24 protein-coding genes and 1 other annotated feature are annotated in these 24,942 nt (G+C 30.2%); of the genes, 6 read left to right on the plus strand and 18 right to left on the minus strand.

Annotation, left to right across the window (positions count from 1 at the left end; genetic code table 11):
- Window positions 1-2 precede the first annotated feature (2 nt).
- Entirely contained in the window at window positions 3-455 is a 453-nt protein-coding gene (locus DY168_RS13365) for a PadR family transcriptional regulator (protein ID WP_115642176.1), read from the plus strand.
- A gap of 51 nt (window positions 456-506) precedes the next feature.
- Window positions 507-689: a hypothetical protein gene (locus DY168_RS13370; RefSeq protein ID WP_115642177.1), complete on the plus strand. Its 183-nt coding sequence runs from the start codon at window positions 507-509 to the stop codon at window positions 687-689.
- Between the two features lie 72 nt (window positions 690-761).
- Here the strand turns inward: DY168_RS13370 and DY168_RS13375 are convergent, their stop codons facing one another.
- The 11 genes from DY168_RS13375 to DY168_RS13425 form a co-directional block, all read right to left on the minus strand.
- Window positions 762-950, minus strand: coding sequence for a ferredoxin (locus DY168_RS13375; protein ID WP_115642178.1), 189 nt, complete (start codon window positions 948-950; stop codon window positions 762-764).
- Between the two features lie 90 nt (window positions 951-1,040).
- Window positions 1,041-1,886, minus strand: a complete 846-nt coding sequence (locus tag DY168_RS13380; RefSeq protein ID WP_115642179.1) for an Mrp/NBP35 family ATP-binding protein — start codon at window positions 1,884-1,886, stop codon at window positions 1,041-1,043.
- Between the two features lie 22 nt (window positions 1,887-1,908).
- Entirely contained in the window at window positions 1,909-2,739 is an 831-nt protein-coding gene (locus DY168_RS13385) for a YhfM domain-containing protein (protein ID WP_115642180.1), read from the minus strand.
- Entirely contained in the window at window positions 2,726-3,496 is a 771-nt protein-coding gene (locus DY168_RS13390; protein ID WP_115642181.1) for a prolipoprotein diacylglyceryl transferase, read from the minus strand. The genes DY168_RS13385 and DY168_RS13390 overlap by 14 nt, the downstream gene beginning before the upstream one ends.
- A gap of 87 nt (window positions 3,497-3,583) precedes the next feature.
- Window positions 3,584-4,171, minus strand: coding sequence for a hypothetical protein (locus DY168_RS13395; RefSeq protein ID WP_115642182.1), 588 nt, complete (start codon window positions 4,169-4,171; stop codon window positions 3,584-3,586).
- Window positions 4,172-4,451: 280 nt separating this feature from the next.
- A complete protein-coding gene (locus DY168_RS13400; protein ID WP_115642183.1) occupies window positions 4,452-5,870 on the minus strand; it encodes a DUF7922 domain-containing protein in 1,419 nt (472 codons plus the stop codon).
- A 130-nt stretch (window positions 5,871-6,000) separates the two neighbouring features.
- Window positions 6,001-6,843, minus strand: a complete 843-nt coding sequence (gene rsmA, locus DY168_RS13405) for a 16S rRNA (adenine(1518)-N(6)/adenine(1519)-N(6))-dimethyltransferase RsmA (RefSeq protein ID WP_115642184.1) — start codon at window positions 6,841-6,843, stop codon at window positions 6,001-6,003.
- A gap of 49 nt (window positions 6,844-6,892) precedes the next feature.
- Window positions 6,893-7,438: a ribonuclease M5 gene (gene rnmV, locus DY168_RS13410; protein ID WP_115642185.1), complete on the minus strand. Its 546-nt coding sequence runs from the start codon at window positions 7,436-7,438 to the stop codon at window positions 6,893-6,895.
- A 44-nt stretch (window positions 7,439-7,482) separates the two neighbouring features.
- Window positions 7,483-8,505 carry a 3D domain-containing protein gene (locus tag DY168_RS13415; protein ID WP_115642186.1) on the minus strand — a complete coding sequence of 341 codons (1,023 nt, stop codon included), beginning with the start codon at window positions 8,503-8,505 and terminating at the stop codon, window positions 7,483-7,485.
- Window positions 8,506-8,808: 303 nt separating this feature from the next.
- Window positions 8,809-9,591: a TatD family hydrolase gene (locus tag DY168_RS13420; RefSeq protein WP_115642187.1), complete on the minus strand. Its 783-nt coding sequence runs from the start codon at window positions 9,589-9,591 to the stop codon at window positions 8,809-8,811.
- A gap of 128 nt (window positions 9,592-9,719) precedes the next feature.
- The gene (locus tag DY168_RS13425; protein ID WP_115642188.1) at window positions 9,720-11,225 is read right to left on the minus strand and encodes a DUF445 family protein; all 1,506 of its coding nucleotides are present in this window, start codon (window positions 11,223-11,225) and stop codon (window positions 9,720-9,722) included.
- Between the two features lie 189 nt (window positions 11,226-11,414).
- Between DY168_RS13425 and DY168_RS13430 the strand changes: the two genes are divergently transcribed.
- Window positions 11,415-12,092 carry a Crp/Fnr family transcriptional regulator gene (locus tag DY168_RS13430; RefSeq protein WP_115642189.1) on the plus strand — a complete coding sequence of 226 codons (678 nt, stop codon included), beginning with the start codon at window positions 11,415-11,417 and terminating at the stop codon, window positions 12,090-12,092.
- 64 nt (window positions 12,093-12,156) lie between these two features.
- Here DY168_RS13430 and metG read toward each other — a convergent pair whose 3' ends face one another.
- Both metG and DY168_RS13440 read right to left on the minus strand, forming a co-directional pair.
- A complete protein-coding gene (metG, locus tag DY168_RS13435) occupies window positions 12,157-14,100 on the minus strand; it encodes a methionine--tRNA ligase (protein WP_115642190.1) in 1,944 nt (647 codons plus the stop codon).
- A gap of 108 nt (window positions 14,101-14,208) precedes the next feature.
- Window positions 14,209-14,458, minus strand: a binding site (T-box leader).
- Between the two features lie 124 nt (window positions 14,459-14,582).
- Complete coding sequence (locus DY168_RS13440; RefSeq protein ID WP_115642191.1) at window positions 14,583-15,824, minus strand: aminopeptidase P family protein; 1,242 nt, start codon at window positions 15,822-15,824, stop codon at window positions 14,583-14,585.
- Window positions 15,825-16,037: 213 nt separating this feature from the next.
- On the opposite strand from DY168_RS13440, the gene DY168_RS13445 reads away from it, so the two are divergent.
- Complete coding sequence (locus DY168_RS13445) at window positions 16,038-16,496, plus strand: MarR family winged helix-turn-helix transcriptional regulator (RefSeq protein ID WP_115642192.1); 459 nt, start codon at window positions 16,038-16,040, stop codon at window positions 16,494-16,496.
- Window positions 16,497-16,598: 102 nt separating this feature from the next.
- On the opposite strand, the gene DY168_RS13450 is transcribed toward DY168_RS13445, so the two are convergent.
- The 3 genes from DY168_RS13450 to DY168_RS13460 are packed head-to-tail and all read right to left on the minus strand — an operon-like array spanning window position 16,599 to window position 19,249.
- On the minus strand, window positions 16,599-17,036 hold the full coding sequence (locus tag DY168_RS13450) for an ACT domain-containing protein (protein WP_115642193.1): 438 nt from the start codon (window positions 17,034-17,036) through the stop codon (window positions 16,599-16,601).
- Window positions 17,037-17,071: 35 nt separating this feature from the next.
- Window positions 17,072-18,028: an L-threonine 3-dehydrogenase gene (locus DY168_RS13455; protein ID WP_115642194.1), complete on the minus strand. Its 957-nt coding sequence runs from the start codon at window positions 18,026-18,028 to the stop codon at window positions 17,072-17,074.
- A 27-nt stretch (window positions 18,029-18,055) separates the two neighbouring features.
- A complete protein-coding gene (locus tag DY168_RS13460) occupies window positions 18,056-19,249 on the minus strand; it encodes a glycine C-acetyltransferase (RefSeq protein WP_115642195.1) in 1,194 nt (397 codons plus the stop codon).
- A 398-nt stretch (window positions 19,250-19,647) separates the two neighbouring features.
- On the opposite strand from DY168_RS13460, the gene DY168_RS13465 reads away from it, so the two are divergent.
- On the plus strand, window positions 19,648-20,835 hold the full coding sequence (locus tag DY168_RS13465) for a dicarboxylate/amino acid:cation symporter (RefSeq protein WP_115642196.1): 1,188 nt from the start codon (window positions 19,648-19,650) through the stop codon (window positions 20,833-20,835).
- A gap of 177 nt (window positions 20,836-21,012) precedes the next feature.
- Window positions 21,013-22,365 (plus strand): MATE family efflux transporter, encoded by a 1,353-nt coding sequence (locus DY168_RS13470; protein WP_242984133.1) that lies wholly within the window; start codon window positions 21,013-21,015, stop codon window positions 22,363-22,365.
- 94 nt (window positions 22,366-22,459) lie between these two features.
- Here the strand turns inward: DY168_RS13470 and DY168_RS13475 are convergent, their stop codons facing one another.
- A complete protein-coding gene (locus tag DY168_RS13475) occupies window positions 22,460-24,124 on the minus strand; it encodes a putative ABC transporter permease subunit (protein WP_115642197.1) in 1,665 nt (554 codons plus the stop codon).
- Window positions 24,117-24,842, minus strand: a complete 726-nt coding sequence (locus DY168_RS13480; protein ID WP_115642198.1) for an ABC transporter ATP-binding protein — start codon at window positions 24,840-24,842, stop codon at window positions 24,117-24,119. Before DY168_RS13480 ends, DY168_RS13475 begins: the two co-directional genes overlap by 8 nt.
- Between the last annotated feature and the right edge of the window lie 100 nt (window positions 24,843-24,942).

A 24,942-nucleotide genomic window follows, 5' to 3' on the forward strand; every position in this document is an offset into this window, starting at 1 on the left:
ATATGCGAAATAATGATTTTGATGATGAGGACATAAAGTCTGAAGAAAAACGGTTATATGAAGAATATAAACTAAAACTCTCAGAACTTAAAAAGGTACAAAAAGAAAAGGAAGCAGTAGGCCAAGTTTTCACAAAAGGCCTTCTTCCTGTATACGTACTTTACATCTTAAGTTTAGGTCCTACTAATGGAAATGATATATCACATAAGATAGGCGAAAAAACTAATGGGCTATGGGTACCAAGTACTGGCGGTATATATCCAATACTTAAAAAGAATGAAAAAGAAGGCTTTATTAAAGGTAAGTGGGATAACCCAGAAAAAAGATTTCAAAAAATATATACATTAACTACAGAAGGTGCTGTTGAGTTAGAAAGCAAAAAGTTTCTTTTACAAAATAAAATTGAAGAAGCTCTTGAGGTATTTAAATTAATATATAAAGATCTATATTTATAAGTATATAGTTAACCCTATTCGTAATACTATATATTAAGAGGTGATTTATATATGAAAGGTAAAATAATTGAGAACTCATCCTCAGAAGCCTTAATTATCTTAGAAGACTGTACTCTTTGTTTATTACCCTTAAACAAAACCTCTAGTTTTAAAAAATGTGGAGATAGTATAAATGTATATTCTACTAATTATTCATCTTCATCAAAACAAAGGCTTACGGACTTCTACTTATAAACTCTTTTAACCATTATCATATTAATATGTTTATGAAAAAAGGATGGATTGTTTAAACAATCCATCCTTTTTTTATTCTACTGAGATAGCATTTACAGGACAGCTTACAGCTGCATCTTTAGCATGCTCAATATGGTCTTTTGGCACCTCATCAACTATTACCTTTGCCTTGCCATCATCATCCATTTCAAATACCTCTATGCATATAGAAGGACATAGTCCACAACCTATGCAAACATCTTTATCTACATTAGCTTTCATAAAAAGACCTCCACTAATATTAAATTATTTAAAATTAGTATAACCATTGTATCAAGTATTTATGCATGACTTTTATTATTAAAGTATATATTACATTATTTTGTTTATTATTTCGTTATATTCTTTATGTCCTCTTACATATTCTTCTGCCATACCTGCTTCTAAGCTTTCTACTAAATCTAAATTTATAGGTAATTCAGCTAAAAGTGGTAATCCTAAGTATTCAGCTTGTTCCTTTGCAGACTTTTTACTAAATACTCTCATTCTTTCCCCGCAACTTTCACATTCTATGTAAGCCATATTTTGTACTACACCTTTAACATCTACCCCAAGCTTTTCTGTCATTATTACTACCTTTTTAACAATCATAGAAACCATATCTTGAGGTGTTGAAACAACTACCATATTAGATATAGGAAAGCTTTGCATTACAGTAAGTGCTATGTCTCCAGTGCCTGGTGGCATATCTATTAATAGGTAATCTAATTCGCCCCACTCTGTATCAGAATACATCTGATTTAAAACACCAGTTATAACTGGACCTCTCCAAATAACAGGTTGTTCCTCTTCTTCTGTAAGTAAATTTATTGATATAACCTTAATTCCAAGCTTAGTTTCAACTGGAACGAATTTTACTTCATCTTTTTCTCCCGCAGGAAGCATAGATGCTCTCTTTTCATTTATCCCAAAAAATCTAGGCATAGAAGGGCCTGTTATATCTGCATCTAGAACCCCAACACTGTATCCTTGGTTTCTTAATGCTACAGCCAATATTCCAGTTACTGTAGACTTTCCAACTCCACCCTTTCCACTAATTACTCCTATTATGTTTTTTATATTACCGTGCTTTGGTGAAAGCTTTGAACAAGTGCTTTCTTTTCCTGCTTCTTTAACACTACACTTTTCTTTACTAGGACAACTTGAACAATTACTCATAAAATATCCCCCTTCAATAAAATTAGAAGTCTAGAGGCTTCTTTTCTGTTATATTTATTTTCCAATCTTTATCTTCATACTTACACCATACATAATAGTCAGTTTCACTATTATTAGTTTTATTATATAGTTTAATTACACTTTTATAGACAGTTGTCTTGTATCCATAAGTTTTTACATTAACCAATATATCAAAGTCTTCTTTATTATTTTCTACTAAACTCAAATTACTCATTTTACCTTTTAGATTTATCTTAAAATCTTCTATATCACTAGAAAGGATATATTTAGCTACCTCTACATCATTTGATATGTTAATACCTATCTTTTTATCTTTCATTTCAGTTTTAACATTTTGATCTATAAACTCAAGTATTGAATTATAGTATAATGTTTCAAAATTTCTTGGTTTTCTAAGCGTAGCCATATTTTTAATTATATCATTATCTATTCTTTTTGAAACTACATAATTCTTATTTTCATCATAGAAATTACCCATACCCTTTTCTTGAATTCCAGCAACGTAACTAAACTTATAGATTTTATCATCGCTTTCATAAAATTCAAATGTATAATCTGCATCCAAATTAGTCTTTCCTTCAACGGCTTTTCCACTAGATAATATATTATAAATTTCATTTACAGTTCTTTTATCTGTTACTATAAATTTAAATCCATTATCTCTATTACTTTGAATTGTTATCTTTGGTACATCATTTTGCTTTATAAAATCAAAATCATGATTCTTATATCCAAGTCTTACCTTTATACTTTCTGTTTTCACGCATCCAGTAAATAGACAAATTAAGGACAACATAAAAAGTAGTACTATAGCTTTCTTATTGTTTATCACTCTTTACCAATCTCCCTTTAATTTTATCTACATTAAATAGTAGTATTCCTAGCACAACAGTTATAACACCTATAAATTGAGATGTTGAAAGTACTCCTACACTTCCTCTTGGGTCATCCCTTATAAACTCTATCAAGATCCTTCCCCCACTATATAAAATCATATACATAGAAAATACACGACCTTGTTTTGATTCTTTTTTATCATACCATAATAAAAATAAAGTTAGTAATAAATCAAGAATAGAAGAATATATTTGTGTGGGATGAAGAGGTATTCCAAGTGGTGCAAGCAAGGTATTTGTAAAAGTTATACTTAAAGGAAAATTCGTTTTTGCACCGTAACAACATCCTGCAAGAAGACAGCCCATTCTTCCAAAGGCTTGTGCTAAAGAAACACTAGGTATCATCAAGTCATATATCTTTAAAACATCCCACTTATTCCTTTTTGAGTAAAAGTATACTGCTAAAGCCCCTCCTATAATAGATCCATATATGACAAATCCACTTCCTACATCTTTTAGCATAGATGGATTATTACTTATAGCTTTTATATCAGTTATAATGTATAAGAGCTTGCCACCTACAACACCTGCTATTATAGAAAATATGGTAACATCAAATATTGCATCACTATCATAGCCTTTATCTTTGGACCTCTTATCTAAAAGTAAAAATCCAAACAGTATTCCAAGAGCTATCATTAGTCCATATCCATATATATTTATTCCAAATATAGTGAATAGAATTGGTTTCATATTTACCTCCATAAAAAACAAGAGAAGCTATATAGCTTCTCTATTCCTTTTACTAAAATTATAATCCTTTAACTTAATTAAAGCAAATCATTTTTTATACTTAAAACTAGATGCGAGACCCTTAAATATAGACAACATATTTTCTTTATAATTTTTCTTTGAAGTAAAGAAAGAAAATCTTACATAGCTATCCTTATTATCTATAAAAAATTCGTTAGCTACATATACTGACCCTTTATCATTTTTCACAGTATAACATATGGCATAGGCCTTGTGATCATTAATATTAATTTCTTGTATACTATAATCTTTTACCTTATTTTCTTTAAGTGATACCTCTTTACTTTTATCTAAGAAGCTTTTTAAGTCTTCCTTATAACTCCACACCTGCACAAACCCATAGATTTTTTGATCTTTAGAATTAAAAGCATTATGATATATAACCTCCTTACTTTCAAAGTCTATTTCTTTAGTTTCAAAGTCCTCAGGAAGTTTATATGTAAATTTATCTTCTAATGCTTTATATTCCTTTAACACATCTAGATTACTATTAACTAAAGCCGCCAGCTTTAAATTATTATCAAACATTTTTTCAGCACTAAATAACACTACCATAAGTAAAATTATAACTGTTGTGATTTTTAATCTTTTTCTATTTAGTACGATTATTTTCACGTTACCACTCCTATTCAAAAGATTTATACTCTTATAAAATTATATTAGTTATATCTTTTACTTATGACTTAAATGTACAATAAATAATAATATACTTTATATCATAATCTTTTATTATTAAATAAGAAAAGCAAATTTGAAAGCCTTTATTAAAAGGCTCTTTCAAATTTACTCTTTAATTGAAATATACTTAATATATAACTTACTATATTATTCCTTGATACGTACGTACTTAGTTGCATTCCACGCAAGTTTAAAATGAAAAAAAGTTAATATATTACTATTTCATAGGTACTACAGTCATGCTATTCCTGAAATCATAAAACATAAGCCAGTACCCAAAGTTTTCATCAGTTTTTGAAGGCATCCACGTAACAAATCCTGTCTTTCCACCATATGGTTGTTCTCTTCTGTCCTTAGTTCCTGGAACTGCATATACGATATATCTTAATCTATTATTTTTATTATACTTATATCCCACCATATAATGTTCATACCTTTTGATATATGGATAATAATTTATCATAGGATAATATATAACAGTATATCTTGTGTAGTTAGAATTATTTAATAAGCTTTCAATATTTCTTGTAGGAACCTTGTACCATTTGCAATATTTAATCTGATTTTCAAATCCGTTTACACCTTCAAACCCCTTTACGATTCCTTCAAAAAAGTCTTCAGTATCAGATGTTCCACACTTACCTTCTTGTAATTCGTCATATTTCTTATTATATCTATCTTCTAAAAACTCTTCATCTTCTCTATTATCAGTTATTCCCTCATCTTCTCTTTCATAAACAATATCTTCTTCTCTTTGATTAAATGTATCTTCATTATCTATTTCTTCTATTAATTCTGACTCATAGCTTAAATCCATATCTTCTGTGCTATCTGCCATTTCAATCTTATCTTGTTTAATCTTTTCTATATTATCTTCATACTCATTAAAATTCTTTTCTAAGTTTAGTCTATGTTCATGACTCTCTTTAATCCCTATATCTTCTTTTATTTCATCTTTAAAAGTCTCTACCTCTTCTTCTATATCCTCTTTTTCATCTCTTATGGAACTTTTCTCTTCTCCTTTTTTATTTACTTCTTTTTCTAATTTACCTTCACTCTTTCTTTCTTCAACGTTTATTGATTTATCCCTACTTTTTTTACCCTCTTCTTTTACAGAGTTCTTAGATATTTCTACATCCTTTTTAAGGATTGTAGGTTCATCACCCTTGTTCATATTATTTTCAGTTACATCCCTATTAGATTTAACTTCTACAACCTCATATTCTTTCCAACTCTTAGGCTTATCACTACTTAGAAATCCACTCATAGGTATGGTTCTTTTATTGTTAGATTTCTTTAATATAGCTGTACCACCAATATCCTCTAATGATATACCTGTTCCTCCTATATTATCTGCATCAAATTCATAGGATACATCTGCTCTTCCATTATCGTCTATGTTCAAAACCCCTATATTTATAATCTTATTAACATCCCTTTTATTACATACTATTAACATATAATAAGGATTTTCTTCTCTTTTTAAGTTTTGAACATAGTAGGACATCCTCAACTTTTCATTTTTTAATTCTATCTTGCTATACCCTGAAGGTTGTTTATCACTTGCTAAGGCACATCCCTTTTCATCTTCTTGCAATATAACGAAATATCTACTATAAGACTTCTTGTGAGCCAATTTAATTTCCTCCACACTATATTTCTTCAATATAGTATATGAGTAGTTTTTTTAAAAGTGAACTTAAAAAACAAATTAAAAAAAGCTAAGATAAAAATCCTAGCTTTTTGGTCATACTATTATATAACTTTTAATTATTTGAAAGTTCATCTATATTGTTTGCAAGCATAGCAAATTCCTCTATAGATAAAGTTTCCCCTCTTCTCATAAGATCAATATTGGTTTCCTTGAAAGCTTGTTCTATAAGTTCTTTAGAAAAACCCAATACTTTTAAACCATTTGGCAAAGTCTTTCTTCTCATATTGAAAGAGCTTCTTATAATCTTAAAGAACAACTCCTCATTATTTACTTCAACTCTTGGTTTTGAAAGTCTATGTAACCTAATAATTATAGAGTCTACTTTAGGTCTAGGCAAAAAGCAAGTTGGAGGTACGGTTCTTATAACACTAGTATCACAGTAATATTGTATTAATAAAGATAATGATCCGTACTCTTTAGTACTTGGTTTTGCATGAATTCTATCCGCTACTTCTTTTTGAATCATTACGGTTAAACTTTCAAAGTCATATTTACCATTTAATAGCCTTGCTATTATTGGTGTTGTAAGATAATAAGGTAGGTTAGCAACTAGTTTCACCTTAGTTTCTTCTCCAATTATTTCATTGTAATCAATCTTTAAAGCATCTTTATGAACTAACTGAAAGTTATCAAATTCCTTTAATTCTTCTTCTAGAATAGGTATTAAATCTCTGTCTATTTCTATTGCTGTAACCTTTTTAGCCTTTTTCAGTATCTCACGTGTTAGATTACCAACCCCTGGACCTATTTCTATTACAAAATCCTGAGATGTTATTTCTGCTCCATTTACTAGATCTTCAATAACCTTATCATCAACTAGAAAGTTTTGTCCTAATGTCTTAGTAAACCTGAACTTATATCTATCAACTATTTCCTTTGTTCTATAATCTCCCATATGTTATTAACCTCTTTTTTATTTAATTATGTACACTTACTATTATATCCTATTTATTATTAAGTTCTACCCTTGCTAAAGCTTCCAAAAATTCGTCTTTTTCTATTCCAAAGCTATTTAACCTTGAAATAAACCTTGCTGAATTTCCATATCCTATACCTAACTCTTTTCCAAGCTTATCTCTTTTTAAGCTAGATTCTTTATCTCCTACTAATCCACAATGCATCATATCTGCTATAGTAAATGTAATAACCTTATCTTTAATCTCACACTTAGCCTTTTTAATAGCTCTTATTATTGTTTCAGGTGAAGCATTTTCTACTCCTATATCTCCATCTTTAGTTCCCTCTGCTTGAGATATATATGCATGTTTTACTCCAGATACCCTTTTAGTTATTATACTTCTTATCTTTTCTCCTGCAAAATCTGGGTCTGTTAAAATTATTACACCTTGCCTTTTTTGCGCTTCTTTTATCTTATCTATAACTGACCTGTTAATTCCAAATCCTCCTACAGCTAAAACTTCTGCATCTAAAGCTCTTTTAACTGCAGTTATATCGTCTCTTCCTTCTACCACTATAACTTCTTTTATCAAAACTATCCCCTTCCCATCAAAAAGAGGGCTTATTAAGCCCCTTATTAATTCAGAATATATACATTTACATATTTTACTCCCCAGTTATAGCTTTCACTAGCTGAGTTAAAAAACACATCTATTGTGTTACCCTTTATAGCACCACCCGTATCTTCAGCAATGGCATATCCATAGCCTTCTATATACATCTTAGTACCTAGGGGAATTACCCTTGGATCCACAGCTATGCTACTATATCCACTTGGATTTCTCTTAGTATTAGTTCCAGTAGCTGTAATGTGATTTCCATTGTTACCACTATTATAATAAGCTGTTGCTCTAACCTTTATTGTCTTTTTATATAATACATCTTCAGCGCTACCTCTTGATGCGGTTAAAACTCCTAATGATCCTTGGAGTACTACTTTATCTATAGGCTCTTTTATTACAACTTCGCTTATCACTTTTCTATCTATTTCCTTGCCATTTTCATAGATTATTTTAGTAGAGACTACTTTCTCTCCCTGTGCACCTTCTTGAACTATTTTGTTTACTGTATTAGCTAACTTTTCGTCTTTTTTTATTGTAGTATTAAAATCTAAAGGTAGACTTGCTGCTAATATCTCAGTTTTTACTCTTGTAATATCAACATTCAACCCCTCTTCTATAGGGGACTCTAAAGAAGGCGATACTCTATCCTCTTCTTCTAGAGAAATTCCTTCTGAGCTTAACATAGATTCAATATTATCTTCAGAAGTAAGGATACTTAAAATTTCTCCATCTACTTCTACATTTACATCCACTGCTCTCTTTATGTGGATTAGATCTCCCTTTTTGACCTTTTCATTCACTCCAAGATCTACCTTATCTTTAGGGCCTAATACAATTTTGTTGTCGGATAAAGCCCCCTGTACGGTACCTTTATATGTTACTATTTTAGATTCTCTTCCGTCTATTACCAATGTTATATCTTTTTTCATGTTAAAAATTGTGACTAAAAGTCCCATTACAATTAGGGACATAACAAATGCTGCCTTTGGACCGTTCGAAAAATAATTTCTAATTTTACTTTTGAACTTCTGAAACATAATAAACTACCTCCCTCTGGCAAGAGCACTTTTACATTATAACCATAATGAATATTGTTGTCAAATTTTAAGCTCTAAGCCTTTATTAGACTGGTTTTAGCTGAATTAAAAAAAATAAATAATGATAGCCTTTTGTGTCAATTCAGCATTTTTCATGGGAGTTTTATTTGTTTGTTCTTCTATATCTTAATAATTAAAATAGTTTTAGAATTTATTTATTTGATATAATTATATGTTTAACTTTTAAATTTAATGCAGTATTACAAATTAAAACTTATCCACCTTGTTCCAGCTAAGACTTTATTATATATCAAATAAAGTCTTAGCATTCTTTATTGTTATATTACTAATTTCCTCTAGGGATAAATCCTTTATTTCCGATATTCTTTTTATTATATGTTCTATATAATCAGATTGGTTCCTCTTTCCTCTATAAGGTACTGGTGCCATATAAGGAGCGTCGGTTTCTACTAACATCTTGTCTAAAGGTACATCTTTTACTACATCTATTACCTTTTTTGCATTCTTAAATGTTACAACACCTGTAAATCCTAAATAATACCCTTCTTTTAAACATTCTCTAGCAAATTCTACACTACCAGAAAAGCAGTGAACAACCCCCTTTACCTCTGGGAATTCTTTTATTATATCTAATGTATCTTTATGTGCATCCCTATCATGTATTATTACAGGAAGATTCATTTCCTTTGCAAGTTGCATCTGTTCTCTAAATACCTTCTTTTGTATATCTTTGTGTGGATTCTCTTCCCAGTAATAATCAAGACCAATTTCACCTATAGCTTTTAATTTTGGATTATCCTTATTAGCTTTTATCAACTTATATACATCTTCGTTCCATTCATTTACATTTTCAGGATGTATACCTAATGCAGCATAAACTATTTCATATCTTTTAGATAATTCTAATGTACTTTTACAAGCTTCGAATGAAGATCCACAATTCATAACAGCTATTACGCCATTATCTTTAATATGTTTTATCACTGCTTCCACATCTTCATTAAATGATTCATCATCATAATGAGCATGAGAATCAAAAATGTTAATTTTAACATCATTACACATACGAATTCCCTCCTTTATTTAAATTATAAATATCTTTACATTTCTAATATTAATTTTGATTCACAAATTAATATATTATAGATTAATAAACTTATTACCACACTTATTTTTATATATATATTATACTGTTAAAGATATAAAAAAGGTGTAACAAGACCTATAAGTCCTCCTAATAATGCACCAATCCAGGTTATTGCTTTAAGCTCTTTATGTGCAATTCCAACAATTACCTCTTCCGCAAAGTCTACTTCAAAAGAGTTAATGTTATCCTCTACAATCTTTTCAATATTTAATATCTCAATTACATCAGAAGCTTGTTTTTGTATAAACTTATCATAAACACCTTTTATATAAGTATTAGATATTTTTATTACTATGTCTTCGTCAACTTTAATTAAGCTACTAATCGGTCTATCCATGGTTACACTTGTAATCCTATATATACCCTCTTTAATTATGGTCTTAGTACGATCTCCATCCACTACTTCATATACAAATCTCTTTAAAACCCCGTATAAGTTTTCTTTATAAGTTGGATTAAACCTTAATAATACTTCGTCTATAGAATTATGGTCTAATATCTTATGTTTTATTCCATATATTCCTTCTCTTATTAATTCCATTGAAATTACATTGCTTTGCAGATTATTTACTAATCTATCAATTATGATTTCTATTTTAGAGTACTCTACTGACTTTATAATTTCACTTACATTCCCCTCCATTAATTTATCTATATAATCTCTTATTACAACACATATTTGTTTTTTGTTTTCATCTTCTTTTAAATATTCTTTAGAGAAGCTTAAGAATTTATTATATAAGGTTTCAGGATTTAAGAACATTGCAACCAAAGGGCTTACATTAGTTCCTATACCTTCAGAAATAGCTACCTTTATCTTCACCTTTGTATTAGGTTCCTCTAATAAGTGTAAGATTTCACTTGTTATCTTATCCCTATTTTCATATATAAAATCATCTACTATCTCTACCATATTTTTAGGCATGACTTCTTTAATACTCTTTTCAGTATAAATTAGTTCTCCTAACTTTTTATTTATTTTTTCTTTTACATTTTGGTGAAATTCGTTAGATGATCCATAATTGTATACAATCCTTGATAATTTCTCTATATTTTCTTCTTTTGAAATGCTATCTATTATTAATGGTTTCTTGTTTAATTCTTTTTCAATCAGGTTATATATTTCTTTTACTATCTTATCTTTAACATCATCATTTAAATTATTTAAGACCCCTTCATATATATACTCATTTATACCATCCAAGTTCTTTTCAGCAAAACCTAAGTTTTCTTCCATTAAGACCTTGAAACTTTTAGTAGATGAATATATTCCTTTTATCTTAGTTTCTACCATATTGTAAATATGACTGTATATATTAGGGCTACATAATGCTTTTACTATGGTATCCTTAGATAACAAGTGATTAGCTATAGCCTCACTTACACTTTTAGCGATTCTTTGTTTTTCTTTTGGTATAAGTCCTGGAGTAAATGGCACCTTAATACCAAATATCCTCTTCTCTTCATAAGGTCTAAACAGCATTTTAATTGCAAGCCAGTTTGTTATATATCCTATTACAGCACCTACTATACATGGAATAAAGTTTTTCATATGATACTTCCTTTCTGCTAATGTTTTGTTAAGTAAACCATAGTGTGATTTAAATTACATCATTAAAGCACATCATAATGTATAATTATAACGTACTTTGTTTATAGTACAGTATTAATTAGAATTACTTGTCACAATCAGGATTGTAGTACAATGTTTATGCAAAATTTAAAGGAGTGAAATCCAATTATGATTAAATCAGATTGCAAATGTCTTCTTATGAATCTTCCCCTTTTTGAGAGCTTTAATCAAAACGATTTAGATATTTTGTTAAATTCTAAAGATGTTAAAATTATATCCTATTGTAAAGATAAAATAATATTTATGGAAGATGATATATGCTTAAATCTAAGTATAATATTGAAGGGCAATATTGAAATACAAAAGGTAGATCCAAGTGGAAAACTTTTATCTGTAGCTAGTTTAAAAACTGGGGATGTTTTTGGTGAAAACTTACTTTTCGGAAATAAAAACATCTATCCTATGACTGTATCTACTAAAAGTGAAAGCTTAGTACTTCACATATCAAAAGACTTAGTTGCAGTTCTTTGCCAACAAAACTTAGACTTTTTATACTCATTTCTAAGAATATTATCGAATAAAGCTATAGCCCTAAGTTCAAAAATTAAACAAGTTACCTTAAAAACTATAAGACAAAAGATTTGTGAGTTTCTGTACAATGAGTACTCTCATTCCAATAATAAAATTCCACTTAACATGTCTAAGCAAGAATGGGCTTATAATTTAGGTGTACAAAGACCCTCTCTCTCAAGAGAGCTTATAAAATTAAAGGAAGATGGAATAATAGACTACGAAAAAGATTACGTATTAATCCTAAATGTACAAGAGTTAAAAGAAAACATATAAAAAGTTTAATCAACTCATTGTAATACATGAAACCTTACAAAAAAATTGTAAGGTTTCATGTTATTTATCTTATTTCATTCCCTACTTTTAATTCACTTGGAGCATCTATGACGTATAGTATACTATCATCATCGTTGGAGGCTGCAAGTATCATACCCTCTGATAATTCCCCTCTTAGCTTTGCAGGTTTTAAATTAGCTACTAAAACTACACTTTTCCCTACTAAATCCTCAGGTTTATAATGCTTTGCTATTCCTGATATAACCTGTCTTGTTTCTCCACCTAAATCAACTTTAAGCTTCAATAACTTCTTCGCGCCTTTAATCGCTTCACATTCTAATACCTTAGCAATCCTAAGGTCTACCTTTTCAAAATCTTCTATAGTTATTTCTGGCTTAATAGGCTTTAAAGGAGCTTCTTCTTTTTGTATATTATCATCTACTTTTAAAGCTTCTAATTCTTTAAGCTTTTCTTCAACATCTATTCTTGGAAATATTATATTTCCCTTTTTAACCTTAGTACCTGCACTTATGCCATCAAAAGAAGCAACGCTATCCCAAGTACATATTTCAACACCTAACTGTTCTCTTATCTTATCTGAAGTGTCTGGTAAGAAAGGAGATATAAGTACTGATATTATTCTAAGTGCTTCAGCAAGATTATAAAGAACTGTTCCTAATCTTTCTTTTTGGTCTTCATCCTTGGCTAATATCCAAGGAGTTGTCTCATCTATATACTTATTACATCTTCCTATTAAAGTCCATATGTGAGATAATGCTTCAGATAACTTTAAATCATCTAAAGACTTTTCTACAAGCTCTGGAGTATCTAGTGCAAGTCTTATAAGTTCATTATCTATAGTCTCCGTAGCTATTGGTGCTGGTATAACTCCATCAAAATATTTCTCTATCATAGCAACTGTTCTTGATACTAGGTTCCCTAGATCATTTGCTAAATCTGAATTTATCTTCTTTATAAAGGTTTCATTTGTGAAGGTACCATCTGAGCCAAAAGGTATTTCTCTTAGAAGATAATATCTTATTGAATCTACACCAAAATGCTTTGAAAGTATTACAGGATCAACTACATTACCTTTAGATTTTGACATCTTACCGCCATCAACCAAAAGCCATCCATGACCGAATATTTGCTTTGGAAGAGGTAGTTCTAATGCCATAAGCATAATTGGCCAATAAATAGTATGGAATCTTAAGATATCTTTACCTATTAAATGAACATCTGCTGGCCAATACCTTTCATAAAGTTTAGTGTTTTCGCTTCCATATCCCAATGCTGTTATATAATTAGATAGTGCATCTATCCATACATATACTACATGACTTTTATCAAATTCTACCGGTATACCCCAATTAAATGAAGTTCTTGATACACATAAATCTTGTAATCCTGGCTTCAAAAAGTTATTTATCATTTCATTTTTTCTGGATTCTGGTTGTATGAAGCTTGGATTAGCTTCTATATATTGCAAAAGTCTTTCTGCATATTTACTCATCTTAAAGAAATAAGCTTCTTCTTTTGCCTTTTCCACGTTTCTTCCACAATCTGGGCACTTGCCATCTAATAGTTGCGTGTCTGTCCAAAATGATTCACACGGAGTACAATAGGCTCCTTCATAAGAACCTTTATATATGTCACCATTCTGATAAAGCTTTACAAATATTTCTTGAACAGCTTTAATATGACTATCATCTGTAGTTCTTATAAATTTATCATAACTTATATTCATTAACTGCCATAATTCCTTAATGCCATCTACTACTTTATCAACATATTCCTTAGGCTTTACCCCATTTTCTTCAGCTATTCTTTGAATCTTTTGACCGTGTTCGTCTGTTCCTGTTAGAAACATAACATCATATCCACTTAATCTTTTAAATCTAGCAATAGCATCTGCTGCTACTGTTGTATATGCATTTCCTATATGCAAACTCGTTGAAGGGTAATATATAGGTGTAGTAATATAAAAGGTCTTTTTCTCTTCACACATTAGTTTATTTCCTCCCTCTATTTTCCAAACGCAAACTTGGAATAATCTTAAACCATTAAAATCGCATTTAGAATTACTTGTAACAAAAAACCTCTATGTGTACCTACACATAGAGGCGTAATATTAACGCGATTCCCACTCTAGTTTATGCTTTTGTCACCAAAAGCAACTCTATAAGTGATATCACTTATAGTGATTATCACCTTTCCCTTTAACGGAGGATACCGTATCTTCCTAACTTAAAGCTTAGAAAATATGCTCCAAGACCATATTCATAAGGCTCTTTACCTCTGGTTTTCACCTACCCCAGATCTCTTTTAGGTTTTTACCTTACTACTCATCTTTTCATAGCAATAATTATTATACATTCTACATACATAATAATAAATTAAGGTTTTAATGTCAATAGCCATTATTTTAGTGTTATCATCACATATGTTTTTTATGCACATTATAAGAACCGCTAGTTTAAAAGTCTAAGTCTACATTGCCATAAACCTTTCTATTTCTTCTACAGTTTTAATTATATCCTTTGATAAAACTTCTGCTCCGCTTTGTGTAACTAAAATATCATCTTCTATCCTAATTCCTATCTTCTCTTCTTTTATATACAATCCTGGTTCTACAGTAATAACCATGCCAGGTTCTAAAATACCTTCCCTTGATCCTACATCGTGAGTGTCTAATCCTAAATGATGGCTCACTCCATGGAAATAATATTTTGATAAGTCTTCATCCCTATCTATAATATTTATTTCTTTTAATCCCTCAGCTAGTATACGTTTAGCAAGCTTGTTTAATTCTTGGAAGGGAACCCCTGGTTTTATAATCTTTATAACCTCAAGCTCTGCCTTTAATACTATATTATATATTTGTTTTTGTCTCTTTGTAAACTTTCCACTTACAGGGAACGTTCTACTTATATCTGCATTATAGTAATTTAGTTGGGCTCCTAAATCAAACAATATTAGATCTTCATCTTTAAGTTCACCATCATTTTCTACATAGTGAAGTACTGTGGCATTTACACCTGTAGCTGCAATAGTTTTAAATGAATAATCTTTAATACCCTTAGTTTTTAACACAAAATCAAAATGAGCTTCAAGCTCATATTCTTTCATACCCTTTCTACAATGTTTCATCAAAGCTTCTATTCCTTCTTTAGTTATATCTATAGCTTTTCTTAATTCCATTACCTCTTCTTTAGATTTTATAGCCCTTAACTTTTCTATAGCATTATATATATTTTTAATGTTTACTTGAACATAATTTTCTTTAATCTTATTAGCGAAGCTTTGTACATTATTTGGTATGGAATTAAAGGTGTCCTTTTCAAGATCCATATATACTGTACACAGATTCTTTATAGATATAAATTCATGCACTAAACTTTCAAACTCATCAATGTATTTTATATTATTAATTCCTGAACACTCTTTAGACCTTTTATCACTTATAGTTTTGCCTACCCACTTCTCCATAACAGGGTTGGGACTTCTTATAAACAAATATTCGTCTACAATATTATTTTGTTTCACCATTAACAAAATAACATGTTCCTCATTAATTCCAGTTAGATAATAAAAATTTCTATTTGGCGTAAATGGATATTCTTCATCAGCAGACTTTTTTGGAGCAACGCCTGAAAACATTACTAAAATAGAGTTATCTTCTAATTCTTTACTTAGCCTTTCTCTATTCTTTATAAACACATCTTTGTTCATAAAACAACATCCCTTTCTTATTTCATACTGTATAAACATTATATATCTTATATGCTTACTATTCTATAACTTACATAAAGTTCATCCACAAGTTTCTATGTCATTTAAATTAACTTTTTACTTGACAATAAATATCTATACCACTTATAATATAGCTAATTGTATTCGATATAATTTTATGATTATATCAACTTTAAAAAAAGAGGTGCAGCTATGAATGAAGACATATTAAATTTAGATAATCAGCTTTGTTTTTCTATATATGCTTGTTCTAAAGAAATCATACGTTTATATAGGCCATTTTTAGAAAAGCTTGGGCTTACGTATACTCAATATATTGCCTTATTAGCTCTGTGGGAAAAGGACAAGGTTACAGTTAAACAATTAGGTAATAGATTATATCTAGACTCTGGAACTCTAACTCCCCTCCTTAAAAAGATGGAAGAGAACGGTCTACTGTTAAGAGAACGTCAAAAAGATGACGAAAGAAAAGTTTTAATAACTTTAACAAAAGCAGGAGTAGACTTAAAACAAAAAGCACTAGAACTTCCGAAATCCATATTATGCAGCACTAACCTAGATACAAATAAATCTATTGAACTTAGAGAAGATATTAAAAGTTTACTTAAACACATATATGCCATAAACGAAGAGACTGTTTCAAAAAAGTAAAGTTATAATTAAAGAGTACCTAATAACCTTTTAGATTATTAGGTACTCTTTTTAGTTATGCAGTCTATAAATGTTAGTTTTATTACGTTTAAAACTACATTATTACTCTAGTGCAATAAGTTTAACCTTTATTATATTATCTATTGTCTTTATTTCTTCTAGTATGCTTTTCATATCCACTTTCATCTCTGATATATCAAAAGTAATCGTTACATTTGCTGCATTATTTATAGGTATGTCTTGATTTATGGTCATAATATTCCCTTTGTTTTCTGCTATTTTATCTAATATTCTAGATAACGTTCCAGACTCATGGGCTATAAGAAGGGCAATCGTAGCCTTTTGTCCCTTCATGTTATCTGACATAGAAAACACATTATCCTTATACTTATAATATGCGCTTCTACTTATACCAACTTCTTTTACCCCTTCCGATATATCCTTAACCTTCCCTGTGTATATGAGCTCTTTCACTTGAATTACCTTTTGAAAAACTCCTGGTAATACCTTGATGTTAACAATAAAAAACTTTTCATTCATAATATTCCTCTAAATAAGATAAATATAAATTTTATCTATCTTATATTCAACTTTTTAGCTAATTTTTGAAGCATGTCTTGTGTCATATTTTCTAAATCATACTTTGCATTAAATCCCCACTCCGCTTTAGCCGCTGAACAATCTATAGAATTAGGCCATGAATTTGCGATTGCTTGCCTTACAGGATCTACATCATAATTCATAGTAAAGTTTGGTATATGTTTTTTTATTTCATTTGCTAGCATCGAAGGTTCAAAGCTCATAGCGGTGATATTAAATGCATTTCTGTGAATAAGTTTTGATGAATCTGCTTCTAAAAGTGTTACTATAGCATTTAATGCATCTGGCATATACATCATATCCATATATGTGTTTTCTGCTATATAAGATGTATATTTTCCCTCTTCAAGTGCTTTGTAGTATATATCTACTGCATAATCAGTAGTTCCCCCACCTGGAGCTGTTGCATAAGATATTAATCCAGGGAACCTTACTCCTCTAGTATCTACCCCAAATCTTTTAAAATAATAGTCACATAATACTTCCCCTGAAACCTTAGTTACTCCATACATAGTTTCTGGTCTTTGAATGGTATCTTGTGGTGTGTTATCTTTTGGTGTATTAGGTCCAAATGCACCTATAGAGCTTGGTGTAAAAAAGGAACACTTTAACTCCCTAGCAACTTCTAAAGCATTAAATAGTCCTCCCATGTTTATTTCCCAGGCAAGAACTGGCTTAGCTTCTGCTACTGCTGATAATAAAGCTGCAAGATGCACTATTGTGTCTACTTCGTGTTTTTTCGCAACCTCTGCCATCTTTTTAGCATTTAAAACATCTAGTACTTCAAATGGACCAGATTCTACTGCTGGATTTCCATCTATTCGTCTTATATCTGTTGCAATTACATTATCATTACCATATATATTTCTCATGTGCATTACTAATTCAGAACCAATTTGTCCAAGGGCCCCTGTAACTAATATCTTCTTCATAATAATCCTCCTAAAATTTAGTTGAAACTATTTAATTACGCCTAATTCCTTACCAACCTTTTCATATATAGCTAATGCCTTATCTAACATTTCCTTTGTATGAGCTGCTGTAGGCATATTTCTAACCCTTCCAGTTCCCATTGGCACTGTTGGGAATACTATAGCTTTAGCGTATACCCCTTCTTCCATTAGCCTTTTACTAAATTGTTGTGCTAACTTTTCTTCTCCTATTATACATGGAGTTATAGGTGTCTCACTATGACCTATATTAAATCCTAGTTCCTTTAAACCCTTTTTTAAATAGTTTCCATTTTCCCAAACCTTATCTACAAGATGTGTGCTATTTGTCATTATATTCAACGCTTCAATTATAGCTCCACAGGAAGCTGGTGTTAATGATGTAGAAAATAAGAAAGGTCTAGCTCTAACTTTTAACCAATCTATTAGATCTTGAGTACCAGCCACGTATCCACCAACTACACCCATAGCTTTTGATAAAGTCCCCATTTGAAAATCTACTTTATGAGATAATCCAAAGTGCTTTACTGTTCCAACACCTTTCCCCATAACTCCTGAACCATGAGCATCATCTATATAGCTTATTAGATCAAACTCTTCTGCAGCTTCTACAAGTCCTGGTAGATTAACAACATCTCCATCCATAGAGAAAACTCCATCACTAATAACCATTAACTTTTCGTATAAACCACTTTCTCTTGCTTCTTTTGCTTTTACCTTTAAATCTTGCATATCATTATGCTTATACCTTATAATCTTAGCTCCTGATAATTTACATCCATCTATTATAGATGCATGATTTAACTCATCAGATAATATAGCGTCCTTTTTATTCATAACTGCCTGTATAGCCCCTGCATTACAGTTAAATCCTGATTGAAAAGCTATAGAAGCTTCTGTATGTTTAAATTCAGCTAATCTTTTTTCAAGCTCTTCATGTATTTTTAAAGTTCCATTTATGGTTCTAACTGCGCCTGCACCTACACCATATTTATTAGTAGCTTTAATAGATTCTTCTATCATCTTGGCATTGTTAGCTAATCCTAAATAATTATTTGATGATAAATTTATAAGTTCTTTACCTTTAACTTTTATTATTGGTCCATTACCACTCTCTAAAACATTAATTTCATTGTATAGACCTTTAGACTTTAAATCGTTTAGATTATCGTTTAGAAACTTTTGTAAGGCTTTGCTTCCCATATCATGTCCTCCTTATATTTAGGTTTATTCCGTAATATTGTTTCTCTGTGAGATACAATATTTATCTTATGTATATGGATATTATATCAAACTTATTATCACATATCCATAGTCTAATTTCCTTAAAATACTTAAACATATTCCCTTATACTTCTATTTACTACTTCTTACTGCCGTTTAAAAACGTTTTCACTTCGTTATACCTTTTCTATTTATAATGAAGTAAAATGCATTTTATAATTTGACTTTATATACTATATACTATATATTAATACTTGACATATATTCAGAATATTTTAATAAGTGTATGTTTTATTATCTTTATTTCATTTTTAAACCTAACCTTTATAACCTTTTATAATATTTATAATATTAATAATTTTTAAGGAGTGATTTAATTGGACAAGACAAAAAAAATCGGACTTATACCTAAACTTATTGCTGCTATTATACTAGGTATACTTATTGGAAAGTTTATGCCTGAAGTTGTTGTAAGGGTATTCGTTACCTTTAGTTCTATCTTTGGTAACTTTTTAGGATTCCTTATCCCTTTAATAATTCTCGGTTTCATAGTATCTGGTATAGCAGACCTTGGTAGCAATGCTGGTAAACTTCTTGGTATTACAGCTGGTATCGCATACGTATCAACATTAATTGCTGGACTTTTTGCTTACATAGTTGGTGTAAATATCTTCCCTAGTTTCATTAAAGCAACTAATATGATAAGTGATGCTGTAAATCCAGAAGAACATCTTTTGAAACCTTTCTTTACTATCGAAATGGATCCAATAATGACCGTTATGAGTGCCTTAGTTTTTGCCTTTTTATTAGGCCTTGGAATAGCTGCTGTAAAAGGTGACGGGCTTCGTAAGATTGCTTTTGAATTTCAACAAATAGTTGATAAAACAATTTCCAATGTTATTATACCTTTACTTCCAATCTACATCCTTAGCATATTTGCTAATATGACTTATGCAGGTGAGGTTGGACGAATTATATCTGTATTCTGGAAGGTATTCTTAATAGTTATTGCAATGCACTTTTTAATAATATTAATTCAATTTTCTATTGCTGGAGCTATATCAAAGAAAAATGCATTTAGCATGATAAAAAATCAAGTTCCAGGTTACTTAACTGCAATAGGAACTCAATCTTCAGCCGCTACCATACCTGTAAATTTAAAGTGTGCTGAAAATAATGGTGTATCTAAAGAAATTAGAGAGTTTGTAGTTCCTTTATGTGCAACTATACATTTATCTGGAAGTACAATTACTCTTACCTCTTGTGCTATGGCTGTTATGATGTTAAATAGTGTTAGTTTTACATTACCTCAAATGCTAGGATTTGTTGCAATGTTAGGTGTAACAATGGTTGCAGCTCCTGGTGTTCCTGGTGGAGCTGTAATGGCTGCACTTGGTGTGTTACAAACTAACCTTCACTTTACGGAAGCGCAACTTGCACTAATGATAGCTCTTTATATAACTCAAGATAGCTTCGGTACAGCTTGCAATATTTCTGGTGATAACGCAATTGCAGTAATAGTAGATAGTATATATAATAAAAAGAAAAAATTATCTAGATCTTAATATATATGTAACTAAATATAGTTATTCTTTAAATTTAAATAGCAATAAGTAGAAGTAACAACACCTTCTCTTATTGCTATTTTGTTTAAATAATCTTATCTTTTTAGTAACTAATCTATTTTAAAAGTGGCATATATAATATAATGGTTACAGTATTAGCGTTAAGGAGGTTTTTTCTTGTTTAAATATCAAAAATCTGACCTAAAGGATGTTCTAGAGTTAGCGCTACCTGCTGTAGGTGAAAACATATTATATATGATGGTATGGGTGTTCGATACAATGATGGTAGGTCGTTATGGCGGGAACGTTGCTGTAAGTAGTGTTGGTCTTGGCTCTGAATTAATGTATGGATTTTCTAATATCTTCATAGCAGTAGGTATCGGTGTAGGTATAACCTCTCTGGTTGCTAGAAGGGTTGGAGCAAATTTAAAATCCGCAGCTGAGGAATATTTAACTTTAGGTTTTATTATTGGAAGTATTCTATCTTTTATAGGATTCTTAATATTTTTTCTTGGAAGTACTAAATTACTTTCCATTACCGGTGCAGATGAAAATGTAATAGCTATGGGTGCGCCTTATATGAGAATAGCTTCTATAGGAATATTTTTTAATATGTTAATGATTTTATTAAATTCTTCATTAAGAGGCTATGGAAATACTAAGACTCCACTTGCAGCATCGATACTTATAAATATAGTAAATATAACTTTAGATTATGGACTTATATTTGGTAATCTCGGGCTTCCAGAGCTTGGCATACGCGGGGCTGCTATAGCTACCACTATAGCTCAATTCCTAGGATTCTTATTCATATTACGCTATGTTATACGTAAATCCCCTATAAAACCTAGGATTAAATATGTGAAAAAGATAAAATTGTATAACTTTAGAGATTTACTTCGATTATCTATTCCTTCTTCTATGCAAGAAGCAGCCTTTACTACAAGTAGAATTATAAGCAATCTAATGGTAATTAGTATGGGCACAGTAGCCTTTGCAGCTAACCAAATAACAACTACCATAGAGTCCATATCTTTTATGCCAGGTTGGGGATTCGCTGTTGCCGCAACCACCTTAGTTGGTCATAAGGTTGGGGAAGGCAATTTACAAAAGGCAGAAAGGTATGCAAAGTTATCTATGATTTTAGGAACCTCATTTATGATTATGTCTTCCTTGTTATTTTTGATAATACCAAATGGGCTCATTAAGTTATTTATAAGTCCTAATGAGGTAGATGTTATAAGCCTTGGAACACTTTGCCTTATGATAGCAGCTATAGAACAACCATTTATGGCTGTTTCCATGATAGCTGGAGGGGCTTTCAAAGGCCTTGGAAATACCAAGACACCCTTTAAGGTTTCTATAATATCTAGCTGGATAATAAGGCTCCCCCTTATGTATATTGTTATATATAAACTACATCTAAATGTAGCTTGGGTATGGATTGTAACTTCTGTGCAGTGGATATTTGATGGAAGTATAATATATTACTTTTACAAAAAGAATCTCAACAAAAACTTGGTTAAATAAAATAGATTTATCTAAACATACTTATATACTTATAAACATAAAGCAGCTGTTTTAACAAAATTCATGTTAAATACAGCTGCTTTATTTATATAGCTTATTCTATTCTTCCATATACTTCCTGACCCTTACCATTTATATAATAAATAAGTAAAGCAATTATTAATGATATTACCAAAGTCAAAGATATAAATCCTATTAATAATGTTGGCTCTAATTTTAAGAATAAGTATATGTTTAATCCACCAATTAAAATTGATATTACAAAGCTTATAAATGAATTAAGATTTTGTTTAACTGCCTTTTGTTCATTATCCCAGTTAAGTTTTGGTCTATTTGTATCTATAATAACACCTAGGGTAGAGGTAAAAATACTTCCTAATATAGATATTATAAATATAGATATAACAAGACTAAATGGAAGCTTTAATATAATTATCATTGCCGTAATTAATATAATGCTTATCATATTTACAATAACAGAAGATATTATTTTAGAAAATATCTGTTCTCTATAAGTAATTGGTATATACTTATTTATAAACATAAGCTCTCCTTCTCTTGATATAGCCGTAGAAGCCATAGCATTAGAACCACTTATAAATAAAATTACGCTAAAGGATACACCGAAAATAATACCTAGCAACTTAGGATCCTTTACATCACCTGTAACCTTTGTTATCATCTGTATATTTTTAGGATCCATAAGTCCATATACCATCATAAATATAGGAAATACAATGCTCCCAACTACACAATTTAATAAGAATGCTGGTGTTCTAAATACAACCCTTAATTCCTTTATTACATAGGACTTTATTTTTGAATTTTCAGAGGTTATTTTATCAAGTTCTGTAGATTTCAATTCCTTCCTTTTAGAAAAGGATTCAGATGACCCCATTACTCCTTTAAAATAAAGTATTTTTGCTAGTATCATAAATATTGCAAAAGATATTACAGTTATTAGTACAAATAATAATAAGTTCACAATACCTTTACTTGTGGAAGTTGAAACTAAGGATAACGCTGCTAATTTAGATGTAGGAAACATGCCACTTAAAAGGTTCATCATGGAATTATTACCCTTAGATAAAACCTCAAGTAAGTTTTCTTGTCCCATACTAGATGAACTAGCTTTTTGAACTAAAAGATTTACTCCAAGTCCTGAAAATATAGCAAGTATACCCCCAACAACTCTAAAAGCATCCTTATGTCTTCCAAGGTTCGTAAACCTCATGATAACCATATTAAGCATTGAAGCTAACACTAATGGCATAACGGGTAGAAGTAAAAATATAATTATAGAAATAAACCAATAACTTATTCCCGTATTAGCTTTTACGCCATAACCAATGAGTACAGGTAAAAGCACAATAACCTCAGTTAAATATTCATATATTAAAACTGTTATAAACTTAGCTGAAAGTATTTCATGCGCTTTTAAAGGTAATGGTAAAAGAGCCTCAATGTCCTTAGAAAAGTAAAATGTAGTCAGCACATATATAATTCCAAATATAAAAATAATGAAGCTAACCATAGAAAATGCTAGGCTCAAAATTATACCCTCTTGTCCAACTGCAGCAACATCCTTATATACAGATGCTGTAAAGGTACCTATAGGTATCCCTATTGACATTATAAGTATTAATCCTAAAAATATATTTAAGATCATTGATGGAATTCTACTCTTTCTCTTTCTCTTTCCTTCACTACCGCTTCCATTTTTAAACAATACCTTAATCAATATAAATATTTTACTCATTTTCAGTCATCTCCAAGAATATATTTTCTAATGAAGAATTTTCTTTCATGTGTTCTTTTATTTCTTGAAGTGTTCCACAAAATAATATCTTACCTTTATTTATTATTGCTACTCTATCACAAACCTTTTCCGCAACCTCAAGTACATGCGTAGAGAAAAATACCGTATTACCGGAAGATGCATGTTCTTTCATCATCTCTTTTAACATATATGAAGACTTTGGATCAAGCCCTGTAAGTGGCTCATCTAATATCCATATAGACGGATTATGTATAAGCACTGCCATTATAACTATCTTCTGCCTCATACCGTGTGAGTAACTTTGTATTTTATCACCTAGAGCATCACTCATCTCAAACCTACGAGCTAGATTTTGAATCCTCTCTTTCCTTAAAGCTTTTGGAACTTCGTATAAATCAGCCATAAAATTAAGATACTCAATGCCTTTTAATCTTAAAAACATGTCTGGATTATCAGGTACAAATCCAAATTGCTTTTTAGCCTCTATTGCATTTTCCTTTATATTTATACCATTTAGCTTTATCTCACCTGAATCATGACTTATAATACCTGTCATCATTTTTATTGCTGTAGTTTTACCAGCACCATTTGGACCTAAAAACCCAAATATTTCTCCATCCTTTATGGTTATATTTATTCCATCTACAGCTTTGGTTGTTCCATTGTAACTTTTACTTACATTATTAAGTTCTATCATATTTAATCTCCTCCTCCATATTATGTATGTATTATATATAAGTCTATATTAAATCTTATCCGTTATCAACATTTAAAAACACGCACCAAGTGGTACCATA

Source organism: Clostridium putrefaciens, assembly GCF_900461105.1.
Taxonomy (GTDB): Bacteria; Bacillota; Clostridia; order Clostridiales; family Clostridiaceae; genus Clostridium_L; species Clostridium_L putrefaciens.